At 40.0% G+C, this 12,118-nt stretch carries 11 protein-coding genes; 2 read left to right on the top strand and 9 right to left on the bottom strand.

Annotated features, from left to right (window positions below; all coding sequences use genetic code 11):
* Positions 1 to 71: 71 nt before the first annotated feature.
* Positions 72 to 509, top strand: coding sequence for a MarR family winged helix-turn-helix transcriptional regulator (locus L8T27_RS02110; RefSeq protein WP_233316208.1), 438 nt, complete (start codon positions 72 to 74; stop codon positions 507 to 509).
* 78 nt (positions 510 to 587) lie between these two features.
* Here L8T27_RS02110 and L8T27_RS02105 read toward each other — a convergent pair whose 3' ends face one another.
* The 9 genes from L8T27_RS02105 to L8T27_RS02065 form a co-directional block, all read right to left on the bottom strand.
* Entirely contained in the window at positions 588 to 1,016 is a 429-nt protein-coding gene (locus L8T27_RS02105; protein WP_233316206.1) for an organic hydroperoxide resistance protein, read from the bottom strand.
* A gap of 216 nt (positions 1,017 to 1,232) precedes the next feature.
* Complete coding sequence (locus tag L8T27_RS02100; protein WP_233316204.1) at positions 1,233 to 1,670, bottom strand: YueI family protein; 438 nt, start codon at positions 1,668 to 1,670, stop codon at positions 1,233 to 1,235.
* Between the two features lie 127 nt (positions 1,671 to 1,797).
* Complete coding sequence (locus tag L8T27_RS02095; protein ID WP_237940621.1) at positions 1,798 to 2,967, bottom strand: CamS family sex pheromone protein; 1,170 nt, start codon at positions 2,965 to 2,967, stop codon at positions 1,798 to 1,800.
* A gap of 5 nt (positions 2,968 to 2,972) precedes the next feature.
* Positions 2,973 to 4,988, bottom strand: a complete 2,016-nt coding sequence (gene ligA / locus L8T27_RS02090; protein ID WP_233316200.1) for an NAD-dependent DNA ligase LigA — start codon at positions 4,986 to 4,988, stop codon at positions 2,973 to 2,975.
* A gap of 22 nt (positions 4,989 to 5,010) precedes the next feature.
* Complete coding sequence (gene pcrA / locus L8T27_RS02085; RefSeq protein WP_233316198.1) at positions 5,011 to 7,218, bottom strand: DNA helicase PcrA; 2,208 nt, start codon at positions 7,216 to 7,218, stop codon at positions 5,011 to 5,013.
* A gap of 54 nt (positions 7,219 to 7,272) precedes the next feature.
* Positions 7,273 to 7,962 (bottom strand): heptaprenylglyceryl phosphate synthase, encoded by a 690-nt coding sequence (pcrB, locus tag L8T27_RS02080; protein ID WP_233316197.1) that lies wholly within the window; start codon positions 7,960 to 7,962, stop codon positions 7,273 to 7,275.
* A 243-nt stretch (positions 7,963 to 8,205) separates the two neighbouring features.
* The gene (locus L8T27_RS02075) at positions 8,206 to 8,523 is read right to left on the bottom strand and encodes a YerC/YecD family TrpR-related protein (RefSeq protein WP_237940620.1); all 318 of its coding nucleotides are present in this window, start codon (positions 8,521 to 8,523) and stop codon (positions 8,206 to 8,208) included.
* Positions 8,524 to 8,554: 31 nt separating this feature from the next.
* A complete protein-coding gene (locus L8T27_RS02070; protein ID WP_237940619.1) occupies positions 8,555 to 9,607 on the bottom strand; it encodes a DUF3048 domain-containing protein in 1,053 nt (350 codons plus the stop codon).
* Positions 9,608 to 9,841: 234 nt separating this feature from the next.
* Complete coding sequence (locus L8T27_RS02065) at positions 9,842 to 11,587, bottom strand: adenine deaminase C-terminal domain-containing protein (RefSeq protein WP_233316194.1); 1,746 nt, start codon at positions 11,585 to 11,587, stop codon at positions 9,842 to 9,844.
* Between the two features lie 139 nt (positions 11,588 to 11,726).
* Here L8T27_RS02065 and L8T27_RS02060 point away from each other — a divergent pair, with 139 nt between their 5' ends.
* On the top strand, positions 11,727 to 12,086 hold the full coding sequence (locus L8T27_RS02060; RefSeq protein WP_233316192.1) for a YgaP-like transmembrane domain: 360 nt from the start codon (positions 11,727 to 11,729) through the stop codon (positions 12,084 to 12,086).
* Positions 12,087 to 12,118: the final 32 nt, after the last annotated feature.

Here is a 12,118-nt window from a genome sequence, read left to right as displayed (position 1 = left end):
CATTAGGAAAAAAGCTATAATTGGATTACAATAGTAATATTATTAAGATACTTTAAAGTTGGTGAACTACAATGGCAAATGAAATAGATATGCTTAAACTGGAAAATCAGCTCTGTTTTTTGCTTTACGCCAGTTCAAGAGAAATGACTAAAAAATACAAAACTTTGCTTGAGGATCTTGATGTGACTTATCCTCAATATTTAGTTCTACTGTTATTATGGGAGCATGAGGTGCTAAGTGTGAAAAGCATGGGAGAAGAGCTGTACCTTGATTCAGGCACATTAACTCCAATGTTAAAACGGATGGAACAGAACGGTCTTATCAAGAGGGAACGTTCCCAAGAAGACGAGCGCTCTGTTATGGTATCGTTAACAGAACAAGGCAAAAGCCTTAAAGAAAAAGCAGCCTGCATTCCAGCAGAAATATTCAAGCTTTCTAATAAAGAACCACAGGAATTTAGTCAGTTAAAAAATTCCCTGGCTCATCTTTTACAGCAGCTTGCCAAATAAAAAAGAAGCGTCTTTAAAAAGGCGCTTCTTTTTAGGTATAAAAAAACCATCACATGTAGGCGATGGTTTTTTGATTTATTATGCAGCAATAACTTCAAGTGTAACGTCAATATTGCCTCTAGTTGCTTTAGAGTATGGGCAGAAATTATGTGCTTTATGAACAAGATCTTCTAAAGTAGCTTTATCTACGCCAGTACCTTTGACAGACAATTTAACACCAAGTTTAAAACCTTGGTCTGTTGGATCTTTTATAAGGCTGACACTTGCTGTCACTTCTGATTCAAATTTCACACGTTCTTTTCCTGCGATCATCTGAAGAGCTCCATCGAAACAAGCTGCATAGCCTGCTGCAAACAGCTGCTCTGGGTTAGTTGCATCCTCAAGCTGTTTTGCTCTTGGTGTGCCAGGCATTGCTGTTTCTAATTGAATGACATAATCCTCTGATTCTACTCTTCCTTCTCTTCCGCCAACCGCTTTTACAGATGTAGTGAACAATGTTTCTGACATAGTTAAACCCTCCAATTAAATAATGTTTTACACAATTGTATTGTACACAATTTAATTTTACATTACAAGTTATATAACTTACTTTTTTTACATTTCCCATAAATAAACGAAATATCCTGTTGTTTTTTGTATATCACGTGCCTGTCCCTTTTAAACCTCATCTAAAGAAACAAGGGAAAAGAATCAGCATTCTTTTCCCTCTCGCCATAAACCTTATTATCTTTTGAAGAGCTTAGCAAAAAATCCTTTTTTCTCTTTCGGTTCGTCTGCCTTCTTTTCTGCTGAATTTTCTGTTACATAAATATCTTCTTTGTCTACTGCATGGTCATATGCTATCAGCAAACCGATATCACTGTTATAATCGTTATTTGTTACAATTGTATATTCCATGTTTTGCTGATTGGCGATTTTTAAGTACTTAGACAAATAGGAATAATCCAAGTGGCCGTTTAAATAAAGTTTTGCCCCCTTATTGCCTTTAATAGCTTCCTCTGCCTCTTTATAGACATCTGGTTCTCTTACTTGGCTCTGCCTCAAAGCAAGAACAATCCTTTCCCTGATTGTTCCGAGAAACTGCCTTCTTTCTTCAGGCTTTGTTTCTTTAGTGCCGTACATACCTTGCTGCAGGTAATCATCTAAATTTGGATTTGTCATTCTTTCCAACTCCTTATATAGATACTCTTTACCACTATACTAAAAAAATTCCACCTACAGTCATTGAAATTGTTGCAAAAAAAGGAAAATAAAAAAGACTACCCCGTATTGGGATAATCTTTATACCTTACTGATAAATATGAACGAACGGTTCATCCTGACCTGCATCTCTGACTATCAGTGCTTCTTCTCCATTTGCAGAAGTTATGCTAACCTGTACTGCCTGGTTTGTGTCTTTGAAACGATCCATCACTTTCCCAGCTACATATTGGGAGAAACCGATGACTTCTGTCGCTCCATAAAATTGTATCTTCATCTCAATGCTGAGGCTCCGCAGCTTATTGTTTATATAAAATCCTTTGCCGATTACACCATTGAAATTCGGGAAATATTCTTCAATATCATTTTGAAATTTTGAGAAGGCAGCATTTTCTGTTTTATACTGGCTATCATTATTCGGATAAATCACATACTTCTCATTTATACTTTTCCACTCACCTAAAGAAGATTCTCCACTTCCTGCATTCGCATAAGCAATAAAATTGCCTGGTACAACAGAGGACGTCTCTTTTTGTTCAAACAAGGCGATGTTGATTGGTACATTTTCTAAGCCTTCGATTTTTCTGAGCCTTTTGATAACCTCTGCAGCAATTTTCTTCCCTTCTCTTTGAAGTGTTTGCTGACTAATATCTTTCTTTTTTGTAGATCCGTTATTTTTTTCCTGATAATAATAAACCGAATTTAGTGCAAGGCCGATTGTCACACCGCCCAGCTCCAATTTATTTGTTTCTTCATTTTTCACTAAATAATCATGCTCGAGAATATGTGCAAGATATATCGGATCCATCTCTCCACTTTCTGCTTGGCTCTTATCTTCATCAGAAGGATTCAACCCGACATTGTCACTTTCAGACATTTTCTTATCTTTCAGTTCCTTCGCTGTGTACTTTCTGTTCAGCCATGAAGCAACTGTTGAACTATTCAAATACTGCCCCTCTTGAAAATAATAGTTTTCTGTACTGAATGTGTTTTGGGCAACTCGCATCAAACCGCTCTCAAACTCACTGATGTCGTACCTTGAATTTAAATTATTGACGACAAGCCCTCTCGCCTCCGATGTTTTGAAAGGAAGACTCATGCTGTAATACTCATCCGATATTTTGAATTTCGGCAGGATGGCTGTCTCCGTTTCATTATCGCCTGTTTCACTCTTTACTTCCTCTTCTTTCTGGAAGTTGGGGGCACAGGCAGTAAGTAGAAAAACGAGACTGGCTATAAATAAAAAGCTTCTTTTCATCAACATTACACACCTTTAACCTTTAGTTCTTCCAACAGCTTATCCTCATCCCAAACTTCAATTCCCAGCTGTTCTGCTTTCGTCAATTTGCTGCCTGCATCCTCACCGGCGATTACGAGATCTGTTTTTTTGCTGACACTTCCCGTAATCTTCCCGCCTAAAAGCTCGATTTTTTCTTTCGCTTCATTACGGGAAAGCTGCTCTAGTTTACCAGTTAAAACAATTGTTTTTCCGGCAAACACGCTGTCTGAATCCTCAAGTGCAACAGGTCTTGCACCTGTATATTCCATGTTTACTCCAGAAGCTTTAAGCTCCTCAATCAGCTCTGCAGCCTCTTCCTGCTCGAAGAATGCAACAATTGAATCAGCCATTTTATCGCCTATCTCATTAATTGCTTTTAAGTCTTCAACACTCGCATTAGCCAATGCGTCCATATTGCTGAATTCCATCGCAATCGTCTTAGCAGCCTTCGCTCCAACATGACGAATTCCTAACCCAAACAACAGCCTCTCTAAGGAATTACTTTTAGATGCAGCAATAGCATTCAACAAGTTCGTCACAGACTTTTCGCCCATTCTTTCCAGATTAATAAGCTGCTCATATGTAAGCTTATAGAGGTCAGCAACATCTTCAATCAGCTTTTCAGAAAACAGCTGACTAACAACCCTTTCGCCAAGTCCGTCAATATTCATGGCATTGCGGGACACAAAGTGGATTAGCCCTTCTCTTATTTGGGCAGGACATTTAGGATTAATGCAGCGCAGAGCCACTTCTCCTTCAATTCTTACCAGTTCACTGCCGCATTCAGGACATTCAGTCGGCATGATAAAGTCCTGCTCTTCGCCTGTTCGTCTTTCCACAAGAACATTCACGACCTCAGGAATAATGTCGCCCGCTTTTTTTACAACAACACTGTCGCCGATTTTAATATCTTTTTCGCGAATTAAATCTTCATTATGCAAAGATGCCCGTTTGACAGTAGTCCCCGCCACCTTAACAGGGGCAAGCAACGCTGTCGGCGTCAACACACCTGTTCGTCCGATGCTTAGCTCGATATCAAGGAGCTTTGTGACAACCTCTTCAGCAGGGAACTTATAGGCGATTGCCCATCTTGGACTTTTCGCAGTAGTACCTAACTCGTCTTGCTGCTCCAAGCTGTCAACCTTAATAACAATTCCATCGATTTCATATGGAAGATGAGGGCGCTTATCCTGCCAGCCTTCCACATACTGAAGTACATCCTCAATTGTTGCACAACGCTGTCTTTCTTTATTCGTTTTAAAGCCTAGCTCATCTAACAAATCAAGTCCTTGGCTGTGAGATCGCACACCTGTTTCTCCAGGATCTCCAATCGCATAAAGGAAGATGTCAAGATTTCGGGAAGCCGCAATCCTCGGATCAAGCTGTCTGAGAGAGCCAGCTGCCGCATTCCTTGGGTTGGCAAACGGCTCTTCTCCGTTCTCATCTTTTGCTTTATTCAGTGCTTCAAAGGATTTCTTCGGCATGAAGGCTTCGCCTCGCACTTCAATGCTTACAGGCTGATTTAACCGAAGAGGGATGGAGCGAATTGTCTTTAAGTTCGCTGTAATATCCTCCCCAGTAGTGCCATCACCGCGTGTCGCTCCCAGTTCAAACAATCCATCTACATAGCGAAGCGACACAGCCAGTCCATCTATCTTCAGCTCACAAACATAAGAAAAGTTGTCTCCAATTGCTTGGCGCACCTTTCTGTCAAAATCACGTAAATCAGCTTCATTAAAGGCATTCCCAAGACTAAGCATCGGTGTCTCATGCTGGACCTTTGAGAACATATCCAAAATTTCCCCTCCAACCCTTTGGGAAGGAGAGTCGCTTGTCTTTAATTCAGGAAATGTTTGTTCCAAATCAACAAGCTCTTTTAAAAGAGCATCATATTCTGCATCGGGAACAGAGGGATTATCAAGTACATGATATTCATAGTTATATTTATTTAAAAGGTTATGCAATTCCTTTACCCTTTTTTCTGCTGCTTGTAGATCCATACTTCCATTCCTTTCTCGTTCATCAGCCTTTTTGGATCGGCGCAAATTTCGCCAATAGTCTCTTTATGCCTACCGGACTTGGGAATGCAATATCAAGCTCCTTGGAGTCTCCGTCTCCCTTAACGCTTACTACCGTACCGGTTCCCCATTTACCGTGAACCGCCTTATCTCCGACATTCCAGCCAATATCCTCTCCACCTGTTGTCCTTGCCGCAGGGCGTATAACTGCTTTTCTTGCTGCAGGTGCTGCCGGTCTGGCACTGAATCTCGATTCGCTCTTTCTTTCTGGAACTCCTTCTAATAAATCTTCTGGTATTTCCTTAATGAAACGGGAAGGAGGATTCATATTCGTACGACCAAACAATGTTCTCATTTGAGCGTTTGTTATGAACAGCTGCTGTTCTGCCCTTGTAATCCCAACATAGGCAAGTCTTCTTTCCTCCTCCATTTCCACTTCCTCCATAAGGGAACGGGAATGCGGGAAAACTCCTTCTTCCAGACCAATCAAGAATACTACTGGAAACTCCAGTCCTTTTGCCGAGTGGAGCGTCATTAGTACAACAGCATCTGCCTGATTGCCGTCATCATCAAGCTTATCGATGTCTGCAACAAGAGCTAAATCTGTCAGGAAGGCAATTAAAGACTTGTCTTCATTCGTGTCCTCAAAGTTTTTCGTAACAGACATGAACTCCTCGATATTCTCAATTCTGCTTTGGGATTCAATCGATTTCTCTGCTTTCAGCGCCTCTAGATAACCAGACTTTTCAATCACTTCCTCCACCAGCTCCGTTACAGACAAGTACTCCTGCATTTCACTGTACTTACGGATGAAGTTGTGGAATTCTGCTACTGATTTTGTGATTTTTGGGCTTAATCCAATTAGCTCAACTGATTCAATCGCATCATACATAGACATATCATGCATTGCTGCAAAATTAGCGATTTTATCGATAGAGCTTGAACCAATCCCTCGTTTCGGCACATTTATGACCCTTTGCAAGCTAATATCATCATCGGGATTTGCAATCAGTCTTAAATAAGCAAGTGTATCTTTAATTTCTTTTCTATCGTAGAACTTTATTCCCCCGACAATGGAATATTCAATATTTGATTTTAGAAGCATTTCTTCCATTACACGAGATTGAGCATTTGTACGGTAAAGAATCGCAATATCAGCCAGTTTTTTTGAGGTTTCTCTTCTGATTTCTTGGATCTTACCAATCACAAATTGTGCTTCCCCTTGCTCACTGTCTGCACGATAGTAATGAATTTTATTTCCATCTTCATTTTCCGTCCACAGATTTTTATCTTTTCTGCCTGTGTTGTTTTCAATAACTTTGTTGGCAGCTTGAAGAATCTTCTTCGTAGAACGGTAGTTTTGCTCAAGCATGACCACCGTTGCGTTCGGGTAATCCTTCTCGAATGAAAGGATGTTGGCAATATCCGCCCCGCGCCAACGATAAATAGACTGGTCAGAATCACCTACAACACAAAGATTGCGGAATCTGCTTGCAAGCAGTTTTACAAGCATATACTGAGATCTATTCGTATCTTGATACTCGTCTACATGAATATACTGGAACTTGCGTTGATAAAATTCAAGAACTTCCGGTACACGCTGGAACAAGTGGATTGTCTGCATAATCAAGTCATCGAAATCCAAAGCGTGGTTCTTTCTTAAACGTCTTTGGTATTCGGTATATACATCACTGGCAATCTGAGCGAAATAATCCCCTGCTGTTTTTGCATATTCCTCTGGTGTAATCAGTTCGTTTTTAGCAGAGCTGATGCTTGCCAATATCGCCCGAGGATCATGTTTCTTCGGATCGATGTTTCTTTCCTTTAAAATTTGCTTTACTACAGACTGTTGGTCTGTCGTATCCAAAATCGTAAAGTTTCTGTTATAGCCGATTCTGTCGATATCCTTCCTCAGGATGCGGACACACATGGAGTGGAATGTGGAAATCCAGATATCCTCGCTCGCGCCGCCAAGCACTCCTGCAATCCTATGTCTCATTTCCTTTGCTGCTTTATTCGTAAATGTTATCGCTAAGATGTTGTATGGATTAACCCCTTTTTCAACCATCAAATAAGCGATTCTTTGTGTAAGCACTCTTGTCTTTCCACTTCCTGCTCCTGCCATTATAAGAAGCGGGCCTTCTGTTGCCTTAACAGCCTTTTGCTGTTCAGGATTTAAACCATTTAATATTTTATCTGTTAAAAATTGCATTATCTCACCGCCATAAGAACATATATTCTATAATACCTTTTTCCGTTTTTGTAATCAATGCAGATTCTTTATTTTCACGGTGCTTAAAGCAGCCGCTATATCATCATAAATAATATTTCCAACAACCACTACATCTGCCTCGAGCGCCATTTTCTGCGCGTCATCCAGTGATCTTATTCCTCCGCCGTAAAAAAGGACAGTATCGGTCAGATTTCTTTTCGCTGCCTTGACAACCTCCACGTCTCCGTAAGAACCGCTGTACTCAAGATAAAAAATAGGCAGGTGCAACATTTTCTCTGCCATCATTGCATATGCAGCAACATCAAGGGCATCGAGGTCGGTATTCGCATCTGTTGCTTTAGCTGCTTTGCAATCACTGTTTAAGATGCAATAGCCTTGGACAAGTATCTCTTCCCAATTCATAATCTCACCATATTCCTTTACTGCTTCATGATGCAGACCTGTCACCCATTTTGTATCCTTGCTGTTTAAGACAGTTGGTATGAAGTAAAGATCAAAACCGGGAGTAATAGCATCGATTGTTGATATTTCTAGTATGCAAGGAACTGTATATCTTCTGACTCGGGACATGATGCTCAGCACATTTTCAAGCGTAACCCCATCTGTCCCGCCAATGATAATCGCATCTGTTCCTGATTCAGCTATTTTCTCTAAATGTTCATCTGAAATTTCTTTATTCGGATCTAATTTAAAAACGTGACGCCACTCACGGACATTGTACATGCAAAAATCCTCCATTCTAACTTCCATTACATCATTATAGCATTTGTGTATGTTACAAAAAAGAAATGAAAGGCGGGAATTATGCATGTAAATATTTGCAGGATATTTCGTTATGAATAACAATAAGTTTCACGTAGTTCTGCTTTATAATAGGACGATTTTGTAAGAGACAATGTTTCAGCAAGCTCAGCTTTTTTAACTAAACAAAAAAGCAGGCAATCATTGCCTGCTCAGGAAAATATCTTATTCACTTTCTTCTTCCGAAGTCTTGTCTTCTTGAATTCTGTCCAATGCCATAACATAGGCGTCATTGCCGTAGTTCAAGCATCTTTTCACACGGGAGATTGTAGCTGTGCTAGCACCAGTTTCTTTTTCAATGCTATGATAGGTATTTCCTTCTCGCAACATTCTTGCAACCTCAAGACGCTGTGAAAGTGATTGAATTTCATTAACTGTGCATAAATCATCGAAAAATTGATAGCATTCTTCTAAATTCTCTAATGAAAGGATGGATTTAAATAGCTGATCCAGCTCTTTCCCTCTTAGTTTATCAATTTGCATTTCATGACCTCCATCGGTTACATATATTAGTTTATTGTGTCTCTAATGAAACGGCTGCGTCTAATCCAGGATCAGAAGGTATGATATTTATCCATGTCTTTCCGGGAACAAGTCCTATTTGCCGGTCACCGTCAAACGGAAGAAGCCGGCCATCTATGTTTTTCCATTCAACCTTATTCCACTTGCCTTTTTGAAGCAAGTAGCCATCTCCACCAGATTGCAAATCTATATCTCGTCTGCCTTTGCTGTCGGCTGTGTGATGTTCTGCTTCCAAAATGAACACATTGCTTACGGCAACAGGCATGCCGGATTCGTAATCCACGGTTTTTTCGCCGTTTGAATACCTGATATACTTTTCAGTGTCTTTATCATAATAGAATAAAGAATTGTACTGTGGGTTCGAACCATAATATATGGATATTTTATTCGCTGCTTCCCCTTGTATTTGGTTTACCTCTTGTTCATTTAAAAAGGTGAGCGGTCTAGGTGATACATCCATATCATAATTATTTTGTTGCGCCCCTTTTAATATATTGCTATAGCTGATATACGAATTATGAGGCGCTTGCCTTTGAGCGGAACGCTGAAACAATGTTCCGTCATACTGCATACCGTTAAGATTATCAATAAAGCCCTCTGTCAACAGCCTCTTTGCTTCCGGACTATAACCATGCGCAATATAAAGGCCATCATAACCTTTAGCAAGTTCAATATAGTAGTCTCTTGCGCTTCTGACAGGCCCAATCAGCTTTGGAGCCTTGCTCTGATAGATGGCAAGAAACCTTGTTATCTCTCCTTCAGCCAGAACCTCATATACAATATCAGCATCAGTTAAACCAGTCTGCGGCCTTGCTTTCGGATGATTATTCACCATAACGCTGACTGCTCGCTCACTGCTTTTCACATCTGCAGACAGGCCTGTCAGAGGAAATGTATACCCTAAATCCTCCACACTGCCTTCGTCCTTGCCAGCATCACCGCCCTGATGATTTTCATCATGTGTGCCTACACTTTCCGGTTCTTTGCTGCATGCTGTCAATAAAAGAAAAACTGCCGCCAAAAACAATACTATGCTCTTTTTCATAAATCCTCCTAATAGCGCGTTTTTTTTAAACCTGCTAGGAAGAATGGGCGGAAAAACGCTGAAGGCAAACAGTGGTTCTCTGTAAAAATAGGCTAAAAAGGCTGCACTTACTAAGAATACGTACCAGATTGATTTGCTGTTACACGGGCTACAATCAATATTTTATTGCTATATTGTTGCCTTTTTATACATATATCAGAATATTCTCATTTATAAAAGGATCTCTTTTATATTTTAACGCATTATTGACGGAAAGAGTACATTTTTATTCATGACATCATATAAACCTCTCTGGGTAATTCTTATATACGGTAGATGGGTAGCGGAAAAGAAAACAAGCGTATATATTGGATCGTCAAAAGGAAAGCCAGCATCCTTAATATATTGTAATAACTTTTTTTCTGTCTTAATCAATTCATTAACAGACATATCAGCCATTACACCTTTTAAAGGCAGCGGCAGCTCTAAAGCCAATTGGCCGTCCTTGTATATGACAATTCCTCCGCCTATCTCTTTCATCCTATTGAAAGCCTTTATCATGTCTTTCTGATTTTTTCCTAAGAGGATAATATCTCCATCGCCTGTATAAGAGCTTGCCAAACCGCCTATTTCCTTCGAGAATCCTTTAAGAAGTGTGTTTATTCTCCAATTTCCGTTTCTTCCTAACAGCATAAAGAAACACTCATCATGATTTTGGGAAAGCGCCTCACCAGATACATCAATGGAAATGGAGTATGGTTTTGTGATAACAGAGTTTTCAAGCTTTATTCCGAATGGCATGGAGAATTGCATATCGTCATAAGTCAATTCCCAGTCCAGCTTTAATGGCTCAAAACCAAATTCCACCCAATCAATGGAAGGGTACGCCTCTGTCACTATCTCACCTGCCCGCTTTACCCAGACTCCTTTTGCCAAAACAGAGTGAGGTGTTGGATCAGCGATGTCCTTTAGGAAATTAATATTAGCGACTCTGCCAGTCGCAATATTTCCGTGCAGGTGCTCAATATTGTAGTATCTTGCAATATTTATGGTTGCCATATTATAGGCATCCACAGAAGGAATTCCTTGTTCCATTGCTATGCGGATAAGCTGGTCAATATGCCCGCTTTCATAAAAATAGGACGGAGACCCATCTGTTGTCAGCATGCATTTATCAAACTGGCTGATTCCAAGCTCCTTCATTTCTTTGACAAGCTTTGGCAAATCAGGGCGTATAGATGAGTATCTGAGACTGACCATATAACCTTGCATCAGCCGGTCAAGCACTTCCTTGCCTGTCATTGCCTCATGATCACTGTCAACTCCAAGCAGCATCAGCTTTGCTAATGTTTTTTCCGATGCTCCGGGAAAATGTCCCTCTACTTGCTTTCGCATCCGTTTCGTCTCTTGAATCCAATGGAGCATCATATCATCACCATCCAACAGTTGCGGCCAACCGCTAAGCTCCCCACCTTGAATGACAGCATCATGCTCAAGCCAGCTTTTAACATTGCTGTGGGAGAATACTTTTTCCTCTTCTGCAAGCTCTGTCTGAGAATCATACCGGCACCACCAAAACATTGACGTTGGAAGGTTCCGCATCTGACTCATAAAAGAAAACGCTTTCTTTTTTTCTAACTGCAAAGCCAATAGAAGGTTATCATTTATGAGCGTTGTTGTTCCAAATTGAGATGTATATTGAGCAAGTGTAAGGGGATTATATATTTGAAAAGGATGGGAATGCGGTTCTATATAGCCCGGCACTAAATATTGACCATCACAATCAATAATTTCACTGCCGCGGACATTTCCAGGCATCTCTTGCCCGACATAAATGATTCTATCTTGGTATATCCAAATGTTTGCACAAATCCATTTTCGCAAAATCTGATTAAGATATTTTGCGTTTTGCAATATGATGGATGGCGCAATTTCGCCATTTAGGACGGAAACATGTTTTCTTAACAATTTGTTTTTCCAACGGTAACGTTGCTCTAACATTGTTTTCTCCCCTTTGTATTTGCAGCTTTTGTTTTTATTTTAAAAAAATGGAAATGTTTATCATTAAAATCATTTTATCACAGAAAGATTTTTCTAATATTACTATTGCGTTAAATTTTCTAAGGAGGCTGTTTTTATTATGAACCCTAAGCAAAATATCAGCTTGATAAATGCAATGATTCGCATCACACTTGGCTTTACCTTTTTAGCCTGGAGCACAGCTAAGCTCGCAAAAAGACCTAATCAGCAATCCTATTTATGGATAGCTATGCTTGCTGGAATGAAAATCGCAGAAGGAATTGTGCGTTATTGTCCGATTGTTGCTCTATTTGACAACAGTAAGGGACATACACCTAAAAAAGACAATGAGCACACTGCCCACAAGGAAAATAAGGAAAAACCTAAGGATAGTGAAAAAGCTTCTCCTGCGGACATTCAAAACATCATGAGCGAATTTAATCCTGCAACCATCTTTTCACCTGAGGATATGAAAAAATAAACCACTAATGCCTGCAGCCTTGCTAGCCTGCA

It is taken from the genome of Niallia sp. Man26 (assembly GCF_022049065.2).
Taxonomy (GTDB): domain Bacteria; phylum Bacillota; class Bacilli; order Bacillales; family Cytobacillaceae; genus Niallia.
The sequence above is the reverse complement of the archived record's forward strand: the minus strand, read 5'-3'. Positions and strand labels throughout refer to the sequence as shown.

Bases quoted from the DNA above. Each gene is read 5' to 3' on its own strand.
- L8T27_RS02110 (WP_233316208.1), top strand. From the start codon at position 72: ATGGCAAATGAAATAGATATGCTTAAACTGGAAAATCAGCTCTGTTTT.
- L8T27_RS02105 (WP_233316206.1), bottom strand. From the start codon at position 1,016: ATGTCAGAAACATTGTTCACTACATCTGTAAAAGCGGTTGGCGGAAGA.
- L8T27_RS02100 (WP_233316204.1), bottom strand. From the start codon at position 1,670: ATGACAAATCCAAATTTAGATGATTACCTGCAGCAAGGTATGTACGGC.
- L8T27_RS02095 (WP_237940621.1), bottom strand. From the start codon at position 2,967: ATGAAAAGAAGCTTTTTATTTATAGCCAGTCTCGTTTTTCTACTTACT.
- ligA (WP_233316200.1), bottom strand. From the start codon at position 4,988: ATGGATCTACAAGCAGCAGAAAAAAGGGTAAAGGAATTGCATAACCTT.
- pcrA (WP_233316198.1), bottom strand. From the start codon at position 7,218: ATGCAATTTTTAACAGATAAAATATTAAATGGTTTAAATCCTGAACAG.
- pcrB (WP_233316197.1), bottom strand. From the start codon at position 7,962: ATGTACAATGTCCGTGAGTGGCGTCACGTTTTTAAATTAGATCCGAAT.
- L8T27_RS02075 (WP_237940620.1), bottom strand. From the start codon at position 8,523: ATGCAAATTGATAAACTAAGAGGGAAAGAGCTGGATCAGCTATTTAAA.
- L8T27_RS02070 (WP_237940619.1), bottom strand. From the start codon at position 9,607: ATGAAAAAGAGCATAGTATTGTTTTTGGCGGCAGTTTTTCTTTTATTG.
- L8T27_RS02065 (WP_233316194.1), bottom strand. From the start codon at position 11,587: ATGTTAGAGCAACGTTACCGTTGGAAAAACAAATTGTTAAGAAAACAT.
- L8T27_RS02060 (WP_233316192.1), top strand. From the start codon at position 11,727: ATGAACCCTAAGCAAAATATCAGCTTGATAAATGCAATGATTCGCATC.